Annotated in this window: 16 protein-coding genes and 2 pseudogenes; 5 read left to right on the top strand and 13 right to left on the bottom strand. The window is 65.3% G+C overall.

Annotated elements, in window-relative coordinates:
• Positions 1-4 precede the first annotated feature (4 nt).
• On the top strand, positions 5-787 hold the full coding sequence (gene hpaH, locus FZ033_RS22855) for a 2-oxo-hept-4-ene-1,7-dioate hydratase (protein ID WP_149578367.1): 783 nt from the start codon (positions 5-7) through the stop codon (positions 785-787).
• An 8-nt stretch (positions 788-795) separates the two neighbouring features.
• Complete coding sequence (locus tag FZ033_RS22850) at positions 796-1,557, top strand: aldolase/citrate lyase family protein (RefSeq protein WP_149578366.1); 762 nt, start codon at positions 796-798, stop codon at positions 1,555-1,557.
• A gap of 51 nt (positions 1,558-1,608) precedes the next feature.
• Here the strand turns inward: FZ033_RS22850 and FZ033_RS22845 are convergent, their stop codons facing one another.
• On the bottom strand, positions 1,609-2,532 hold the full coding sequence (locus FZ033_RS22845) for a LysR family transcriptional regulator (RefSeq protein ID WP_149578365.1): 924 nt from the start codon (positions 2,530-2,532) through the stop codon (positions 1,609-1,611).
• Positions 2,533-2,772: 240 nt separating this feature from the next.
• On the opposite strand from FZ033_RS22845, the gene FZ033_RS22840 reads away from it, so the two are divergent.
• Positions 2,773-4,149 (top strand): MFS transporter, encoded by a 1,377-nt coding sequence (locus tag FZ033_RS22840; protein ID WP_149578364.1) that lies wholly within the window; start codon positions 2,773-2,775, stop codon positions 4,147-4,149.
• 25 nt (positions 4,150-4,174) lie between these two features.
• A complete protein-coding gene (locus FZ033_RS22835; protein ID WP_188079652.1) occupies positions 4,175-4,942 on the top strand; it encodes a siderophore-interacting protein in 768 nt (255 codons plus the stop codon).
• 333 nt (positions 4,943-5,275) lie between these two features.
• Here FZ033_RS22835 and FZ033_RS22830 read toward each other — a convergent pair whose 3' ends face one another.
• The 8 genes from FZ033_RS22830 to FZ033_RS22795 all read right to left on the bottom strand — a co-directional run bounded on the left by FZ033_RS22830 (position 5,276) and on the right by FZ033_RS22795 (position 12,714).
• Positions 5,276-6,013, bottom strand: coding sequence for an ABC transporter ATP-binding protein (locus tag FZ033_RS22830; RefSeq protein WP_149578362.1), 738 nt, complete (start codon positions 6,011-6,013; stop codon positions 5,276-5,278).
• 1 nt (position 6,014) lies between these two features.
• On the bottom strand, positions 6,015-6,806 hold the full coding sequence (locus FZ033_RS22825; protein WP_149578361.1) for an ABC transporter ATP-binding protein: 792 nt from the start codon (positions 6,804-6,806) through the stop codon (positions 6,015-6,017).
• Positions 6,803-7,849 carry a branched-chain amino acid ABC transporter permease gene (locus FZ033_RS22820; protein WP_149578360.1) on the bottom strand — a complete coding sequence of 349 codons (1,047 nt, stop codon included), beginning with the start codon at positions 7,847-7,849 and terminating at the stop codon, positions 6,803-6,805. The genes FZ033_RS22825 and FZ033_RS22820 overlap by 4 nt, the downstream gene beginning before the upstream one ends.
• A 3-nt stretch (positions 7,850-7,852) precedes the next feature.
• Positions 7,853-8,728, bottom strand: a complete 876-nt coding sequence (locus FZ033_RS22815) for a branched-chain amino acid ABC transporter permease (protein ID WP_149578399.1) — start codon at positions 8,726-8,728, stop codon at positions 7,853-7,855.
• 31 nt (positions 8,729-8,759) lie between these two features.
• Entirely contained in the window at positions 8,760-9,899 is a 1,140-nt protein-coding gene (locus FZ033_RS22810; protein WP_149578359.1) for an ABC transporter substrate-binding protein, read from the bottom strand.
• Between the two features lie 35 nt (positions 9,900-9,934).
• The gene (locus tag FZ033_RS22805) at positions 9,935-10,870 is read right to left on the bottom strand and encodes a BKACE family enzyme (RefSeq protein ID WP_149578358.1); all 936 of its coding nucleotides are present in this window, start codon (positions 10,868-10,870) and stop codon (positions 9,935-9,937) included.
• Entirely contained in the window at positions 10,867-11,793 is a 927-nt protein-coding gene (locus FZ033_RS22800) for a 3-hydroxyacyl-CoA dehydrogenase family protein (RefSeq protein ID WP_149578357.1), read from the bottom strand. The genes FZ033_RS22805 and FZ033_RS22800 overlap by 4 nt, the downstream gene beginning before the upstream one ends.
• Before the next feature lie 78 nt (positions 11,794-11,871).
• Positions 11,872-12,714: a cyclase family protein gene (locus FZ033_RS22795; protein WP_149578356.1), complete on the bottom strand. Its 843-nt coding sequence runs from the start codon at positions 12,712-12,714 to the stop codon at positions 11,872-11,874.
• Positions 12,715-12,849: 135 nt separating this feature from the next.
• On the opposite strand from FZ033_RS22795, the gene FZ033_RS22790 reads away from it, so the two are divergent.
• Positions 12,850-13,626 (top strand): IclR family transcriptional regulator, encoded by a 777-nt coding sequence (locus FZ033_RS22790; RefSeq protein WP_188079651.1) that lies wholly within the window; start codon positions 12,850-12,852, stop codon positions 13,624-13,626.
• A gap of 10 nt (positions 13,627-13,636) precedes the next feature.
• Here the strand turns inward: FZ033_RS22790 and FZ033_RS24700 are convergent.
• The 4 genes and pseudogenes from FZ033_RS24700 to FZ033_RS22770 form a co-directional block, all read right to left on the bottom strand.
• Positions 13,637-13,774 (bottom strand): annotated as a pseudogene (locus FZ033_RS24700) (transposase); the annotation flags it as partial.
• Between the two features lie 544 nt (positions 13,775-14,318).
• Entirely contained in the window at positions 14,319-16,226 is a 1,908-nt protein-coding gene (locus tag FZ033_RS22780; RefSeq protein ID WP_149578354.1) for a propionyl-CoA synthetase, read from the bottom strand.
• Positions 16,227-16,262: 36 nt separating this feature from the next.
• A complete protein-coding gene (locus FZ033_RS22775) occupies positions 16,263-17,264 on the bottom strand; it encodes an amidohydrolase family protein (protein WP_149578353.1) in 1,002 nt (333 codons plus the stop codon).
• Positions 17,261-17,395, bottom strand: a pseudogene (locus FZ033_RS22770) (4-hydroxy-2-oxovalerate aldolase); the annotation flags it as partial. The pseudogene FZ033_RS22770 and the gene FZ033_RS22775, both read right to left, overlap by 4 nt.

The following is a 17,395-nucleotide window of genomic DNA, read 5'->3' as shown; positions in this document are numbered from 1 at the left end:
TCCCATGTTGACTGAAGACGAGCGCCGCCTCGGCGCCGAAGAGATCCTGAAGGCTGAACGCGAGGGCAAGCCCGTCACCCAGCTGAGCCGAACCTTTCCGCACATGGAGATCGAGGACGCCTATCGCGTCCAGGACCTGTGGACAGAAGAGCGCATAGCCAAGGGCGCCCGCGTCGTCGGCCACAAGATCGGCCTCACCTCGCGCGCCATGCAGATGGCCTCGAAGATGACGGAGCCGGACTACGGTCGCATCCTCGATGACGCACTCTATAACGACGGCGCCCAGATCCCCGCCGCCCGGTTCATCAAGCCGCGGCTCGAGGTGGAACTGGCCTTCGTGATGGGCGAGGACCTCGAAGGGCCGGGCGTGCGCATCTACGACGTGATGCGGGCCACCGAATTCGTCGTGCCGGCACTGGAGATCATCGACTACCGGACGGAAGTGCCCCGCGCCATCGTCGACACCATCGCCGACAATGCGGCGTTCGGCGCCATCGTGGTGGGCGGCCGGGTGATCCGCCCCATGGACATCGACATTCGCTGGGTCGGCGCGACACTGAGCAAGAACGGCATCATCGAGGAAAGCGGGGTCTCCGCCGCCATCATGGGGCATCCGGCGGCGGGCATCGCCTGGCTGGTAAACAAGCTCTCCGCGGTAGGCGCGAAGCTGCTCAAGGGGCAGATCGTCCTGGCCGGATCGTTCACGCGGCCGGTGGACATCGCCGCCGGCGATGTGATCACCGCCGATTACGGGCCGGTGGGCGCCATCAGCATCTCCTTCGTGTGAGGAAACCAATGGACCTGCCTCGCAATGCCTTCAAGCACGCGCTCGTGGAAGGGCGTCAGCAGCTCGGCCTCTGGTGCACACTGTCCAGTTCCTATGCGATCGAGGCGGTTGCCGGCGCGGGCTTCGACTGGCTTCTCCTCGACATGGAGCACTCCCCGGCCGAGCTGACGACGGTGCTTGCCCAGTTGCAGGCCCTGTCCGGCTATCCGGTGTCGCCGGTGGTGCGGCCGGCGGCCAACGACGCCGTGCTGATCAAGCGACTGCTCGATATCGGCGCCCAGAGCCTGCTCATTCCCTACGTACAGAATGCCGCGGAGGCCCGCGCCGCTGTCGCCGCCACCCGCTATCCGCCTGAGGGGGTACGTGGAGTCTCGGCGCTGACCCGGGCCACGCGGTTCGGCCGGGTTAAGGACTACGCCCGCACGGCCGCGCGGGAGCTGTGCGTTCTGGTCCAGGTGGAGACGCGGGAGGCCATCGACGAGATCGAGGCCATCGCCGCCGTGGAGGGGGTCGACGGCATCTTCATCGGTCCCGGCGACCTTGCGGCGAGCCTCGGGCACGCGGGGGACGTGGGGCATGCCTGTGTCGTCGAGGCGGTGGAGAAGGCCGTCGCCCGCATCCGGGCCGCCGGCAAGCCGGCGGGCATCCTGACGGGTGATGCCGCGTTCGCGCGGCGTTGCATGGACATTGGCACCACATTCTCCGCGGTCGGAGTCGATGCCGGGATCCTCGCTCGCGAAGCCGAGCGGCTGGCTGCGAGCTTCCTCTGAGCTGTCGCGGCCTTTCTCAAGAGACAGATCCCGCCGGCAGGGCGCCTTGTTTCACCTGCCGGCCGCGCACGCCTCGCGCATGATCGCTCGCAGCCAGCGATGGGCCAGATCGGCATCGACGCGGGGGTGCCAGGCGAGCGAGATGGCGAGTGCATCGGTCTTCACGGGCAGTTCGAAGGTGTGAAGGCCGCCTCTCGCCGGCTCGGTCAGACGGGCGGGAACGGCCGCCACATGGTCGGAGGTCCGCGCGATCGCCAGCGCGTCGGCGAAGTCGGCGACCGCGATGGCGACAAAGCGTGAGAGCCCGACCGCCGCGAGCGCCGCGTCGATCGGTCCGGCGAAGCGTCCCCGTCGCGAGACCGAGACATGGGGAAATGCGCAGAAGCGCTCCGCAGTCACATCGTCCGCCAGCGGATGACCGGGCCGCACGACGCCGACGAAGCGGTCGTGGAACAGCGCCTGCAAGCGGATCTCCGGTCCCATCGCGCCAATGACCCCGACATCGACATCGATCCGGCCCTCGCGGAGCGCCTCCACATCCTCGCTTTCCTGATGGGCGAAGCGCAGCCGCACACGAGGAGCTTGCGCGGCTGCGTGGGCCGCCATCGCCGCGCCGAACGTGCCGATGAAGCCGTCATTGGCGCGAATGACGAAGATTCGCTCCAGCCGGGTGAGATCGAGCTCGTCCTCGCCGCGCACCAGCGCCTCGGCTTCCGCCACGAGGCTGCGCAGCCGTTCCCGCAAGCCCTCCGCACGCGGCGTCGGTACCAGTCCGCGGCCCGCCCGCACGAGGACCGGATCGCCGAGCAGATGGCGAATGCGGGCCAGTTGCCGGCTCATCGCGGGCGAGGAGAGGTTGAGGCGCTGCGCGGCCCCCGCGACGCTACCTTCCGAGAGCAGCGCGTCGAGCGTCACCAGAAGGTTCATGTCGAGCGGCAGGTGATGGCGCTTCGTGGAGGCGGCGTCCACCGGCATGATCGGGCTTCCTGCAATAGGTGCATTTCATGCAATCGTATAATAAAGATATTGCACTGTATGCACTTAATGTCCGCCGCTATCGAAAGCCGAACCTAAACGATCCCGAAGGGGATGCTTTCGATAGGACCGGATATGCCCCTACCCTCTCATCCACACTCAACCCATCCGCAGGGGTCCGCGCGCGCCGCGGGATCTGCGCAAACCCGGACGGTTAATCACCAGCCCATCCATTCCGGCATGGTGCTCGCCGGCCTGTCGCTGGCCATCCTGCTTTCGCAGCTTGGCACCAACATCATCAACGTCGCTCTGCCGACCCTTGTGGATGCGCTCGGCGTCGAGTTCGGCGCGGTGCAGTGGGTGGTGGTGAGCTATCTGCTCGTCGTCACCGCACTGATCGTCGGCGTCGGCCGCTTCGGTGATCAGCTTGGCAAGAAGCGGCTCTATCTCTGGGGCCTCGCCATCTTCATGGCGGCTTCCGTGCTCTGCGCGCTCTCCGCCAGTCTACCGCTTTTGATCGCCGGCCGTGCCGGCCAAGGACTGGGCGGCGCGATCCTGATGGCGCTTTCCTTCGCCTTCGTCGGCGAGGTCTTCCCGAAGGAGCGCACCGGCTTCGCCATGGGCGTGCTATCCACCATGGTCTCCTTCGGCATCGCGCTCGGGCCGTCGCTCGGCTCCCTGGCGCTCGCCGCTTTCGGCTGGCAGGCGGTGTTCTGGGTGAACCTGCCCTTCGGCCTGCTCGCCTTCGTTCTGGTCAGCCGCTACCTGCCGAACGCCATCGACGCACCGAAGCATCCGCTTCCCGCCGTACGCTTCGACTGGATCGGCACGATCCTGCTGGCGCTCACCTTGGGGGCCTATTCGCTGGCCATGACCTTCTCCGGCAAGCAGGGTTTCGGTGCACCCATCGTCCTGCAGTTCGGGCTTGGTGCGCTCGTCGGGCTGGTGTTGTTCCTCGTCGTGCAGATCAGGGCGCGCGCGCCACTGCTGAAGCTCGCCATGTTCCGCAATCTGCTGCTCTCCACCAGCATGGTGATGAGTGTGCTCGTCTATGCGGTGATGATGGCGACGCTGGTGCTCGGGCCGTTCTATCTGTCGAAGGCGCTCGGTCTCGATACCCGCATGGTCGGCCTGGTGATGACCGTCGGCCCGCTCGCCGCCGCCCTGATGGGCGTGCCAGCCGGCACAATCGCCGACCGCATCGGGGCCAGGTTGGCCATGGTCATCGGGCTCGCCATCTTCGCCATCGGCGCCTTCGTGATGTCCTGGGTCTCGCTCGACGGCGGGGTTGCGACCTACATCGTCGCCATCCTCTTCATCAGCGTCGGCCTCGCCTTCTTCCAGACGCCGAACAACACCGCGGTCATGGCCGATGCCCGGCCCGAGCAGCGCGGCCTCGTCTCCGGACTTCTGGCGCTCGCCCGCAATCTCGGCCTGATCACCGGTGCCTCGCTGATGGGCGCGCTCTTCGCCCATGCCACCGGCGACGCGGCCAGCGCGACGCCCGAAATGGTGGCGGAGGGCATGCGCTTTTCCTTCCAGGTCGCCTCCGTCATGGCGGCGGCCGCCTTCCTCCTCGCCCTTACCACGCTCGGCCGGCGAAACCGCACGGCCTGAACCGCTTCTTTCAGGGATGACAACCATGCAACAGGATCAAAACCCGTCGAGCCTGCGTCCGATCTCACCGGACAGGCGCCTCAGGGTGGTCGAGGTGCGCGAGGTCCTGAGTCTCACGCCGCACATGAGGCGCATCACCTTTGCTTCCGCGGCGCTCATGGATTTTCCGGTCCGCCGCCCGGCGCAGTGGGTCAAGCTCTTCGCGCCCGCGCCGGAAAGTGAGACACCGAGCGGCCGCGCCTACACCATCCGCCATTTTCGCGAGGAGACGTGCGAGATGGATATCGATTTCGTGCTTCACGGCGACGGACCCTGCTCGAGCTGGGCGGCGAACGCAAAGCCCGGCGACGTCGTCCAGATTGCCGGGCCGCGTTCCGGCTTTCGGCTCGACCCTGAGATCTCCCATCTGCTGATCGGCGGCGACGAGACCGCGCTGCCCGCGATCGGGGCTATCCTGGAGGCGCTGCCGGAGGGCATCGCGGCTGATGTTTTCGTGGAAATACCCGAGGATGCCGATGCCCAGATCATCCGTTCGCGTGCGGACGTCGGCATGACGTGGCTCCCCCGCAACGGCAAGGAAATCGGCACAACGACGGCCCTCGCCGAGGCGATGATGGCGGTCGCTCTGCCGGAGGAGAGCGGGGAGGTCTGGTTCGCGGCCGAAGCCTCCGTCGTCCGTGCCGTACGGCGTCATTTTCAGGTTGAGCGCGGGCTTGATCGCCGACGCATCACCGCTTCCGGCTATTGGAAATTGGGCCACACCGATTTCCGAGACGACGATGGAGGCTTGTGATTTACAAATCACAACCAACATTACATGGGCGCGAAGATAATAATATATAGTGCAATTTGCTATCAAAATCATTATACATGTTATAATTAAATTTAATATATACTATTTCATAATGAATAAGCGTTCGTGTTTGATCCTAGTGATTCGACCGCGATAGATGGAACCCATCTGTCGCTAGCAGGTCGAACCACAAGCCTTTAATTTAGTGGATCAAATTTTCGAAACGGATGGGTTCCATCCGTTTCGGTTGATCCACTAGGCCTTGATGGTGCAGCCATCCCTGGCATCAACTTCAGAATGAGCGTTGTACGCTAATGACGGAGGCAATTTACGTTATGGAGAACCAGGCTCGGCCCCATGATGCTGGCCCAGATAGGCGCTGACCAGCTTCTCATCGGCCATGAAACGTGGCCAGTCGCCTTCGGGAATTTCGTGCGCAACCCTGCCGGTGGCCATCACATAGGCTCGGTTCGTGGCGCTCGACGCGATGGCGATGTTCTGCTCCACGAGAATGATGCTCATGCCGTCCGCGCGAAGTCGGCCAAGCACGTCCAGAATATCCTTCACCACCTTCGGCGCAAGACCCGTGGAGGGCTCGTCCATCACCACGACATCCGGCTGCAGCAGGAGGGCCCGGCTGATAGCCACCTGCTGTTGCTGACCTCCGCTCAGGAGATCGCATCGCACGTTCAGTTTGTCACCCACCGCAGGGAAGAGGTCGACGATCCGCTCCAGGGTGAACACGTGCCGGCGGCTGCGCCCTGCGCGCTCGGCCAGGACCAGATTCTCCCGCACGGTGAGCTCGCCGAAGAGGTTCCGGTTTTCCAGGACGACGGCCAGGCCGAACCCGCTGCGGCGATGCGGCGGGATACGGGTGATGTCCTCGCCGCGAAGGCGGATCTCGCCGCCCTGCGCGGGGAGGAGGCCGGCGAGCGCCCGCACGAGCGTGGTCTTGCCGGCGCCGTTGGCGCCCACCAGCCCGACCACTTCCCCCGAGCCGATGCTGATATCGATGCCCTTGAGGATCGTCAGCGCGCCATAGCCGGCGCAAAGGCCCTTCACGCTCAACATCTCACACCCCCAGATAGGCCTCACGCACGGCCGCATCCTCCTGGACCTCCGCCATTGTGCCGGAGGCGATGATCCGCCCGAAGTTGAGCACGTGGATGGCTTGCGCCACCCCCATCAACTCCATGTCGTGCGAGACGAGCAGGATGGCGATGCCCTCCTCCGCGAGAAGCTTCAGCTTGGTGATGAGCACCTCGATCTCGGTGGTGGTGAGGCCCGAGGAGGGCTCATCCAGCATCAGCAGCCGTGGCCGGCCCTGATAGGCCCGTGCCAGCTCCAGCAGGCGGCGCTGGCCGGCGGTCAGCAGGGGCGAAGGGCGGTCGAACACGCCGCCAAGATCGAAACGCTGCGCCGTCTCGTAGGCTTGCGCGCGCATGTCGATCATTTCGCGCCGCGCCGACGGCAGGCCTGCGAGCCCGGCGAAGAAACCGGAGCGCCCCACCTTGAAGGCGCCCACCATCACGTTCTCTGCGACGGTGAGGCGCTCGAACACCTTCGGCGTCTGGAAGGTGCGCACCAGGCCGTCGAGGCTGCGCCGGCGCACGCTCTCGGCGCGGATGTCCCGACCACGGAACAACACCTCGCCGGACGTGGGCGTGAGAAAGCCGGAGACGATGTTGAACAGGGTCGTCTTGCCCGAGCCGTTGGGGCCCATCAGTCCGGTGATGCCCACGGCCGGAGCCACGAAGCTCACATCGTGAAGCACCTGGAAGCCGCCGAAGCGATGGCCGATGGACCTGAGCTCCAGCAAGGGCGCATCCGGCTGGCTGGCAGTGATGTGGGAGGCAAGGTTCATGGTGTTGTCTCCCCACGGTGGGCGCCGGACCTGCGTCTCACGACGTCGGTCAGGCTGCGGCCGACGCCCCACAGGCCATCCGGGAAGAACACCACTGAAGCGACGAGCGCCAGCCCGAAGAGGACACGGTGGATATCGCCGAGAGCGCTCAGCAGCTCCGGCACGAGGCCGATGAACAGGGCGCCGACGATCGCGCCCGCTGGAACCGAGGCGCCGCCGATGACCGGAACGAGCAGGAACATGATCGATTTGTCCACGCCGAAGCTGTCCACGTTCACGAAGCCCACATAGTGGGCGAACAGGCTGCCCGACAGCGCGCCGAGCCCGCTCGACAGCATGAAGATCCATAGCTTCAGACGGGCATTGTCGATGGCCATCACCATGGCCGCGTCGGGAGCATCGCGCATGGCCTGCATGGCGAGGCCGATGCGGCTGCCCATCAGATTGTGCATGGCGAGGATGGTGACGAAGGCGATGGGCCAGACGAGGTAGTAGAACTTTTCCGGTGTGTCGAAGACGAAGCTCCCGACCGCCAGCTTCGGCACGCCCGGCACGCCGAGCGTACCGCCAGTGATGAAGTCCGCCTCAAAATAGATGTTCGTGCAGATAATGCCGAGCGCAAGAGTCGCCAGCGCCAGGAAATAGCCCGACAGGCGCAAGATCGGCCGGCCGATGAGCGCGGCAACGATCAGCGAGAGGACGATGCCGATCGCGATGCCCGCAAGTGCAGGCCAGCCCAGCCGCGCCGAGCAATAGGCGCTGGCGTAACCGCCGATGCCGTAGAACGCAGCCTGGCCGAGATTGACGATCCCGCCCTGGCCGAGAAGGAAGCCCACGCCCGCACCCGCGATGGCATAGAGCCCGCAGAACACCAGAAGGTCTACTGCATGGCGCTCCAGCACCAGTGGCAGGACGAGGAACGCTCCGGCGCCCAGCGCAAGGACGGACCAAGAGGTCGCCGACATGCTGCTGGCCAGCCTGCTCGGCACAGGCAGGGCTGCTGGAGTACGCAGAGAGGCGGCTGAGAACGTATCCTTGGGCATGGCTCAGCCTCCCTTGCGGCCGGCGCGGCCGAGAATGCCGTCCGGAACGAAGATCATGATGACAATGAGCAAGGTGAGGGCGACCGCATCTTTCATCCCGGACGAGACGAAGACGATCGACATCGCCTCCAGGATGCCGATGACGAGGCCGCCTACCAGCGCACCGAGCGGGTTGGAGAGGCCGCCGAGGATGGCCGCCGCAAAGCCCTTCAGCGTCAGCAGCGGCCCCATCTGGTAGCCGACGCCGATGAGCGGGGCAACGAGGAGGCCCGCCAGCGCCGCCAGCAGGCCGCCCAGAGCGAAGGTGGCGGTGCGCATGGCACGGACATTGATGCCCGTGGTCGCCGCGCCATCGGGATCGATGGAGGCCGCCATCATCGAGAGACCCAGATGGGTGTGGCGGTAAAACAGGCGCAGCGCGAGGATCAGCGCGGCGGAGATGGCGATCACCCAGAGGGCATGTTCCCGGATGATGGCGCCGAACACCTCGTACACCTCGTCCCCGAGCGGCGGCAGCAGGTGCTCCTCCCGCCCGAACAGGTAGAGCACCCCGGCCGAGAAGGTGAAGCCCAGGCCCACCGTGAGCAGGAGGAAGGATTCCTCCCGCGCCCGCCGCGCGAACAAGGCGCGGATCGGGCCGAGCTCCACGAGGATGGCGATGGCCATCCCCGTGAGCGCGCCGGCCACGACCGCCAGCGAGAGCGGCAGGCCCCACATGGCGGCCGCAAACACGGCCGTGGCCGCGCCGACCACGGCGAGCTCGCCCTGCATGGCGTTGATGACGTGGCTGCCCTTGAAAATGACGGCGATGCCGAGGCCGACGAGGGCATAGACGAAGCCGTTGGTGACACCGGCGAACAGTGCCTGGGTGAAGAGCATCAAGGCCAAGGGACGTCCCCCGTGTTTGGGTTCAGGAGCCAGCCTTGAACGGCAGGCGGACGAACTTGCCTTTGTCGAGCTTCGAGAAGACGTAGCTCTTCAAGGTGAGGCCGGTCAGGTCCTCCTGCGAGAAGTCGAACCGGGCCATGGCGCCATCGAAGGGGCCGCGGATCGCCTCGCACAGCGCTCCCGGCTGGAGATCCAGCCCGACCTTGGCAAGGCCGGCCACAACCGCGTTGAAGGCATCCCAGGCGCTCGCCTCCATGGTCTTAGGCAACACCCCGTATTCCTTGCGGAAGGCCTCGACGAACACGGCCTGGCCGGGAAGAGGATCCTCCGCCACAAGGAACTCGGCGAAGACGATGTTGTCTGCCGCGTCGCCCATGGCCTTCACATACTCATAGGTGGCGGTGCCGAGGGCCGACAGGAGCGGCGCGGTCAGGCGGATCTGCCGGGCATTGCGGAATGGCGTCGCCGAATTCCCGATGATGGCGACGGCGTCGGGCGCGGCGGCCTTCACCTTGGCGGCCTGCGTCGTGGCGTCGGTTGCGCCCACTTCCCATTTCTCAACCGCCGCGATCTCCACCGGATAGTCGGGGCTCACCTCCTTCAGCTTCGTCATCACGATATTGCCGTAGGCGGAATCGTGCAGCACGCCGAGCTTCTTCGCGCCCAGCCCCTTGGTCGCGACCTCGAGCAGAGCGCGGGCGTTGAGGTCCTGGGAGGGCAGCATGTGGAAGACGCAGCGCCTGGTCTTCTCCAGGGGCACGCCGAGGCCGGTGAAGGCCATGACAGGGATCTTGGCCGGATCGGCGACACCCCCGACCGCAAGAGTGGAGGCCGTGAGCGTCGGGCCGATGATGGCCTGCACCTTCTGCGAGAAGATCAGGTTGTTCGCCTTGGTGACGGCGGCATCCGGGCTGGATCCGTCATCCTCCATGATGAGCTGAACCTGGCGGCCATTGATGCCACCCTTCTCGTTGGCGAGCTTCGCGGCGAGCTGAAGGCCGTTGCGCTGCGGGATGCCGGCTCCTGCGCCGGGCCCGGTGGTCGACAGGATGGCGCCGATGCGGATGGGTTCCGCCGCCTCGACAGCCCCGCCCGCACCTGCAAGAGCGAGGACTAGCGCGGGCACGGCCAGGCGCGCCCGGCGCGACACTGATTGCGTCATATTCTTCCTCCCAGATTTTATGTTTATTCGACACCTCAGAAACCGACCCGGTCACCTCCCTTCAGGGCGAGCATCGACCGCGCGTCGCTTGGCGTCGCGATCTCCTGGCCAAGGTCTTCCAGGATCCGGCGGATCTTCCTCACTTGCTCGGCGTTGTTCGCGGCGAGCCGTCCGCGACCGATGAAGAGGCTGTCCTCAAGCCCCACCCGTACATTCCCGCCGAGCATGGCGGCCTGCGTCGCGACCGGAATCTGGTGCCGGCCGGCGGCGAGCACCGACCAGACATAGTCGTCACCGAAAAGGCGGTCCGCGGTTCGCTTCATGAACAGCACATTGTCCATCTCCGGACCGATACCGCCCAGTATGCCGAATATGGTCTGGACGAAGAATGGCGGCTTGACGAGGCCGCGGTCCACAAAATGGGCGAGGTTGTAGAGGTGGCCGACATCGTAGCACTCGTGCTCGAAACGTGTGCCGTGTTCCTCCCCCAGGCGTTTCAGAATCCGCTCGATATCGCGGAACGTGTTGCGGAAGATGAAGTCATCGGTGCTCCGCAGGTAGGGCTCCTCCCAATCGAAGCGCCATTCCTTGTAGCGGTCGGCCAGCGGGTAGATGCCGAAGTTCATGGACCCCATGTTGAGCGAGCACATTTCCGGGCGCGCCACCAGCGGGGCGGCGAGGCGATCCTCGACGCTCATATTCAGGCTGCCGCCGGTCGTGATGTTCAGCACCGCATCAGTCGCCTGCTTGATCACCGGCAGGAACTGCATGAAGACCTTGGGATCGGGCGTCGGGCGACCGTCCTGCGGATCGCGGGCATGGAGGTGCAGGATGGCCGCGCCGGCCTCCGCGGCGGCGATGGACTGGGCCGCGATGTCCTCCGGCGTGAACGGCAGGGCCGGCGACATGGTAGGGGTGTGGATGCCCCCGGTGATGGCGCATGTGATGATGACCTTGCTGGTCCGCTTCACGCATCTTCTCCCTGTCCGGACTTGCGCACCGCATCCTTCAGGTGCCGTACGAGCGCAGCGCGCACCTGATCGGCGGCCTGCGGCGGCCAATGACGAAACCCTTCTCCCGACCTCATGCCGAGCCTCCCCTGAGCGACCAGATCGCGCAGATAGGCCGAGGGGCCGGCTTCGCAATTGAGCGCGGGAATGATCGTTTCGTGGATGGCGAGGGTGAGGTCGGTGCCCACGAGGTCCGCATTCTCCAGCGGCCCCAGCACCGCCAGGCGCAGCCCAAAGCTGGCCTTGACCACCGTATCCACCGTCTCGGCATCGCAGACGCCCTCTTCCACGAGGGAGATGGCCTCGCGCCACAGCGCATGCTGCAGCCGGTTCCCGATGAAGCCGGCCACGTCCCGGCGCACATGAACCGGCGTCTTTCCGGCAGCCGCGAGGATGTCCATGGTGCGCGAGACGACGTCCGGCGCCGTGCGGTCCGTCCCGATCACCTCGACCAGCGGGACGAGGTAAGGCGGGTTCCACCAATGGGTGCCGAGGGCCCGCTCCGGCCGCGCGAGGCCGGCCATGATGCTGCCGATGGGGATAACCGAAGTGTTCGTCGCCAGGATGGCATCGGCCGGAGCACTGGCTTCGATCTTGGCGAACAAGGCGCGCTTAGCGTTGAGGTTCTCGGTCGCCGCCTCGATGACGAGGCCCACACCGGCCACGGCGTCCGCGAGTTTCTGGCAAGGCAGAACCCGCCGCGCGGCGCCGGGATCCTGACCGAGCGCAGAGAGGTTGGCATCGATGCGCGAGCGCAGAGACGCCAACGCCTCGGGCATCGGGTCGAAGACGCGGACCTGGTGCCCCCGCGTTGCGAACACCTGCGCGATGCCGTGGCCCATGAGCCCGGCGCCGACGACGGCTGTGATTGGATGTGCGGTCATGCCCTTCTCCTCCTGCGTCCGGCACAGGGTGCGACCTGTCCCGGCCGGATGCCGGAACAGGTCAGGTCGGGTTGGTCCTTACAGGGGCGCTCCGGCCTCGATGCGGTAGGTCTGCTGCGGGTCCTCGATGGCCACGAGGCGGATGATGCAGCCGTCGCCGCGATCCCAGTTCCAGGGGAAGAAGGCGAAGGTCACGCGCTTCCCGGTGACGGCATCGAGGTCGCCACCGACGTTCTCGATGCCGAGAATGCCGTTGGTGAAGAGCTTGCGGTGGACCGGCTCCCACTCGGGGTGGTCCTCCTTCCAGTCCCGGCCGCCGGACCATGCCTTGTATTCCTCGGCGAGGTGGGGATGCAGGGGCCCGTTGCGGTGGGGACCGATGGCGGTGGCCAGCGGATGGTCGTTGGCCTGCGTATCGTGGCCGACCACCTTCACCTTCTTCTCGACGAACCAGTCGCCGGCCGAGGCGACAAAGCCGGGCGCGTAGCAGAAATACTCGGCGTTGTCGTCGTACAGCTTGTGCCAACCGGTATTGACGATGACCACGTCACCCGGCCGCACATGCGCTCCGGCCGCCTTCTCAAGATCCTCGTAGGTGATAGGCTCCCACTTCTTCTTCGGTATCGAGATGACAATGCCGGTGCCGAAGAAATGCGGCAGGGGAACCTCGTCGATGAAGGGCGTGCCTTCCACAACGTGGGCCGGCGCGTCGATATGGGTCGTGTTGTGCATCGTGGTGGTGATGCGCTGCGTCAGGACGCCCGATTTCGCCATGTAATGGATGCGGTCGATCTGCACATCCTGGAAATATGGCCAGTTCGGCGACTGGAAACCAAACCTGTGCGACAGATTATAGAACTTGAGCCCCATGTCGTTATGGAGATTTGACTGGAACTCGATGCCACGGATCGTGACAGTCATTCAACGCCTCCCAGCGTCTTACCCTCGGCGAGGGCGGATCTTTTTCGTTGCTTCCGGGATATGGCGCGCCAAGGGGGTGGTCAAACAGAATGATACATGTGTATTGTAATACGATACACATTAGGGGAGTGGGAGATGTCGAAGGATGGAGCGGCCATCCGCGAAGGGGGCAGGATCCAGGTGATCGCAAGGGCGGCGGCCATCCTGCGATCGCTGAAGAACGTGCGCTCAGGGCTCAGCCTTGCACAGATCGCGGGACGGGTGGGCCTGCCGCGCTCGACGGTGCAGAGGATCGTCAACGCGCTTCTGGAGGAGGATCTTGTGATCTCCGCGGGTCCGGAGGGCGGCTACCGTCTCGGGCCAGAGATCCACGCGCTCTCCCGCTCGGGAAAGATCGACATCGTCGAGCTGGTTCGTCCCCACATCGTCGCGCTCTCCCAGGCCACGGGCGAGACTGTGGACTTTTCCGTGCTGCGCGGGAGTGAGGTGCTCTTCCTCGACCAGGTGACGGGAACGCACCGGTTGCGCGCGGTCTCGGCGGTGGGGGATATCTTCCCGCTGACCAACACGGCCAATGGCAAATGCTGCCTCGCCCTGCTCGAACCTGAGCGTGCACGGGCCCTTGTCCAAAAGGAACTTCCCGGCACGAAGCGACTGAACGCCGTTCTCACAGAAATCGCCGAGGTGCGACGTACCGGCATCGGCTTCAACCACGAAGAACACACCGTCGGGATCAGCGCCGTGGGCATCGGTTTCCGCGATGCCGCGGGCGGTGTCTACTCGATCTCCATCCCCGTTCCCACTTCACGGCTTCACCTCGTGAGGGACGATGTCATTCGCCATCTGCAGGCGCACAGGAAGCAGATCATCCAAGAGCTGGGTGCGGATCATAAAAATTGTCGAGGGATCTAGGACCCAAAGCTCATAACCAATCGCTGACGGTGGCCGCGATGCAGACGGCGGCGAGGAAGGTGACGGCGAGGCGGTCGTAGCGGGTGGCGATCCGTCGGAAGTCCTTCAGGCGGCGGAACATGCGCTCAATGGCATTTCGATCCCGGTAGCCGCCACATGCCATGCTCGTATAGCGCCTGATTAACCCGGTCAAAACCAGAACGGCCGCATCGCTACGTCGCTTAGAGCCTGTTTGGAAATTCACTCAGATAGGCGCTTGCAGCCCTCGAAGGCGCATTATTACCGTCATGGCCGGGCTTGTCCCGGCCATCCACGCAGGGAGGCTGGGAGCAATTTTCGCACGCTGCCTCAAGCGGTTCGGCGTGGATACCCGGGACAGGCCCGGGCATGACGGTCGGGATTGCGGTTATGCCCTTTTTGAATTCCCAAACAGGCTCTTAGACCTTGCAAGATGTTTCATTGCTCAAGACTGCATTGCGACCGGCCGTCATTCAATCATAAGGAACTCCCCCCGCCGATCTCTCCAACCACCAAGGTGGCAGCACCCGCAGGAGGCCCTTCCTTCTGGCGACGACGCCAGCCTCATGAATGACACTCTGACCCAGCTCTCTCGCCCTCCGAAGATAGACAGGATGGGCAGGCAGTTCCGCGATGCTCGTCGCCTGCGGCCGCGCGACACCCGACAGAGCGGTTCAGGATCCTGACAGCCTCGGACGAACGAGACCTGCGATCTCGTCCAGAATCGCGGGGTCGTCGATAGTCGCGGGGATGCTCCATTGCCCATCGTCAACGATGGATTTGATGGAGCGCCGCAGGATCTTACCCGAACGGGTCTTGGGCAGGCGCGGCACCACGATCGCGATCTTGAAAGCCGCCACTGGGCCGATTTTCTCCCGGACCAGACCGAGCACCTCCCGCTCGATCTCCTCGTGCAGGCGGTCGACACCTGCCTTTAGAACAACGAAGCCGCACGGCACCTCGCCCTTCAGGCTGTCCTTCACCCCCACGACCGCGCATTCCGCGACCGCTGGATGGGAGGCGACGACCTCCTCCATCCCGCCCGTGGAGAGGCGATGGCCGGCAACGTTGATGATGTCGTCGGTGCGACCCATGATGTAGAGATAGCCGTCCTCGTCCCTGAAGCCCGCGTCCGACGTCGAATAGAACCCAGGAAAGTCTTCGAGATAGCTCGTCCTCATTCGATCGTCATGCCCCCACAGGGTGGGGAGATTTCCGGGCGGAAGCGGCAACCGGATGATGATGGAGCCCATCACGTCCGGCCCTACCGGCTGGTGCGTGTCGTCCACCACCAGCACGTCATAGCCGGGCATGGGGACTGTGGGTGAACCGTGTTTCACCGGCAGTATTCCAAGGCCAATGGGATTTGCAGCGATGGGCCAGCCGGTTTCCGTCTGCCACCAATGATCAATCACCGGCACCTTGAGCATCTGCTCGGCCCACTGGACCGTGTCCGGGTCGGCCCGCTCACCGGCAAGGAACAGGGATCTGAGGCTGGAGATGTCGTGGTGTTTCAGATGCGCTCCGGACGGGTCCTCCTTCTTGATGGCGCGCAAAGCCGTGGGCGCGGTGAAAAGGCTCACCACCTTGTGCTCGGCGATCACCCGCCAGAAGGCGCCGGGATCCGGCGTTCCCACGGGCTTTCCCTCATAGAGCAGGGCCGTCGCGCCATGGAACAGCGGGGCATAGGTGATGTAGCTGTGCCCCACCGCCCAGCCGATGTCCGAGGCAGCCCAGAAGACTTCGCCGGGTGCGATCCCGTAGATGTTGCGCATGGTCCAGTGGAGCGCCACCAGGTGCCCGCCATTGTCCCGCACCACGCCCTTGGGAACGCCCGTGGTCCCGGAAGTGTAGAGGATGTAGAGCGGGTCGCTCGCGCGCCGCTCGACGCACGGCGCGCGCCGGCCGGCGGTCCGCGCCTTGGCGACCGCCTCGACCCAGTCATGATCCCGAGAGGCATTCATGTCCGCCGGACTCTGCTCGCGCTGCAGGAGCAGGACGGTGTCCGGCTTTGCTGCAGCCAGACCGATGGCGGCATCCAGCAGCGGCTTGTACGGGACGATGCGCCCTGGCTCGATACCGCAGGAGGCCGTAAGAACGGCCCGGGGCGTCGCGTCGTCGATACGCTTGGCAAGCTCATGAGCGGCAAATCCGCCGAACACCACGGAATGCACCGCGCCGATACGTGCGCAGGCCAGCATGGCGAACACGGCTTCCGGGACCATCGGCATGTAGATCACCACGCGATCGCCAGCACCGATGCCAAGATCTTCAAGGACGGCGCCCAGTACCGCGACCTCGTCTTGCATCTGCGCGTAAGTGAAGCGTCGGACCTGCCCGGTCAGCGGACTGTCATAGATCAGCGCCACCTGATCGCCGCGCCCGGCCTCCACATGCCGGTCGAGGGCATTGAAGCAGGTGTTGCAGGTCGCGTCCGGAAACCACGTCCCGTAGACACCAGAGGCGGGATCGAAAATGGTCCGAGGCGGCTTGATCCAGGCCACCTCCCCGCTCGCCTCCCGCCAAAAGGCTTCCGGCCAGGCGCGCCAGCGCGCATAGACCTCTTGGTATCGGCTGTCCATGGGGCGTCCCTCTGTGGTTCTTCTATGCTGGACGGATCACGCGTCGGTCCCGAGGAAGCGGGCCGGGTTCCGGCGCGTGACGAGATCGCGGACCTCATCGGAAAAGCCCGCTGCGGCGAGGCTGCCAAGGGGATCGCAATCCTGGATGTCGAAGGGGTGGTCAGTACCGATGAGCAGGCGGTCCGGGCCGAACACCTCGGCGAGATGGCGCAGCGTCGGCGCGTCATAGACCAGGGTGTCAAAATAGAGCCGCCGCGCGATCTCTCTCGGCGCCTCCGCCATCAGCGCGCCGATGGGCTTCAGGGTCTCCCAGCCGTATTGCAGGCGCGGAAGGAGGGAGGCGAATGCGCCGCCGCCGTGGCTGAAGGCGATCTTCAGCCGGGGGTGACGCGAGAGGATGCCTCCCGTCATCAGGCTCGCCACCGCGAAGGCCGTCTCGCAGGGAAAGGAGACGACGGCCTTGAGCAGGGCCGGTCCCACCAGCCGCTCGTCGCCCACCGGATGAAGCGCATGGACGAACACCGCCGCCCCGAGGCGCTCCGCCTCGGCGAAGAGCGGCGCGAAGCGTGCGTCGCCGATGGGAACGCCGTTCACGTTCGTGCCGATCTCGATGCCTCGAAAGCGGCCATCGCGCATCAGGGCTTGCAGAACCTCCACGGCGCGATCCGGCGCCTGAAGCGGCACCATGCCGAGCCCGACAAAACGACCGGGCCGGGCGTCCACCATATCGGCGATGGAGCCGTTGACCACCTCGGCCATAGCCACCGCGTCATCCGCCTCGAACCAGTAGGACAACAGTTCCGGCATGGGGGACAGCGCCTGCACCGCGATGCCGGCGGCGTCCATGTCGGCGATCCGCCGCGCCGCGTCCCAGGAGGCTTCCGACACCGTGCGGAAGACGTTGCCGCGGATCATGATGTGCCGGTGACCGCACCCCACGGGGCACATGGACGGCCAGGCGTGATCCGCGTGCCGGCCGGCATAGCGGGGAAAATCGGCCGGCACCACGTGGGCGTGAATGTCTACGGCGCCGGTCATTGCCCGGCGCCCGCCCGCATATCCAGCGCCACATCGACGATCATGTCCTCCTGGCCGCCCACCATGCGGCGGCGGCCGAGTTCGGACAGGATTTCCCGCGTGTCCACGCCGTAGGTCTGCGCGGCGTTCTC

The organism is Xanthobacter oligotrophicus (assembly GCF_008364685.1).
GTDB classification, from domain to species: domain Bacteria; phylum Pseudomonadota; class Alphaproteobacteria; order Rhizobiales; family Xanthobacteraceae; genus Xanthobacter; species Xanthobacter oligotrophicus.
This window is presented reverse-complemented; position numbering and strand designations above follow the sequence as displayed.

Bases quoted from the DNA above. Each gene is read 5' to 3' on its own strand.
- FZ033_RS22810 (WP_149578359.1), bottom strand. From the start codon at position 9,899: ATGACGCAATCAGTGTCGCGCCGGGCGCGCCTGGCCGTGCCCGCGCTA.
- FZ033_RS22845 (WP_149578365.1), bottom strand. From the start codon at position 2,532: ATGCCGGTGGACGCCGCCTCCACGAAGCGCCATCACCTGCCGCTCGAC.
- FZ033_RS22795 (WP_149578356.1), bottom strand. From the start codon at position 12,714: ATGACTGTCACGATCCGTGGCATCGAGTTCCAGTCAAATCTCCATAAC.
- FZ033_RS22825 (WP_149578361.1), bottom strand. From the start codon at position 6,806: ATGAACCTTGCCTCCCACATCACTGCCAGCCAGCCGGATGCGCCCTTG.
- FZ033_RS22840 (WP_149578364.1), top strand. From the start codon at position 2,773: ATGGTGCTCGCCGGCCTGTCGCTGGCCATCCTGCTTTCGCAGCTTGGC.
- FZ033_RS22780 (WP_149578354.1), bottom strand. From the start codon at position 16,226: ATGGACAGCCGATACCAAGAGGTCTATGCGCGCTGGCGCGCCTGGCCG.
- FZ033_RS22800 (WP_149578357.1), bottom strand. From the start codon at position 11,793: ATGACCGCACATCCAATCACAGCCGTCGTCGGCGCCGGGCTCATGGGC.
- FZ033_RS22850 (WP_149578366.1), top strand. From the start codon at position 796: ATGGACCTGCCTCGCAATGCCTTCAAGCACGCGCTCGTGGAAGGGCGT.
- FZ033_RS22835 (WP_188079652.1), top strand. From the start codon at position 4,175: ATGCAACAGGATCAAAACCCGTCGAGCCTGCGTCCGATCTCACCGGAC.
- hpaH (WP_149578367.1), top strand. From the start codon at position 5: ATGTTGACTGAAGACGAGCGCCGCCTCGGCGCCGAAGAGATCCTGAAG.
- FZ033_RS22775 (WP_149578353.1), bottom strand. From the start codon at position 17,264: ATGACCGGCGCCGTAGACATTCACGCCCACGTGGTGCCGGCCGATTTT.
- FZ033_RS22820 (WP_149578360.1), bottom strand. From the start codon at position 7,849: ATGCCCAAGGATACGTTCTCAGCCGCCTCTCTGCGTACTCCAGCAGCC.
- FZ033_RS22790 (WP_188079651.1), top strand. From the start codon at position 12,850: ATGTCGAAGGATGGAGCGGCCATCCGCGAAGGGGGCAGGATCCAGGTG.
- FZ033_RS22815 (WP_149578399.1), bottom strand. From the start codon at position 8,728: ATGCTCTTCACCCAGGCACTGTTCGCCGGTGTCACCAACGGCTTCGTC.
- FZ033_RS22830 (WP_149578362.1), bottom strand. From the start codon at position 6,013: ATGTTGAGCGTGAAGGGCCTTTGCGCCGGCTATGGCGCGCTGACGATC.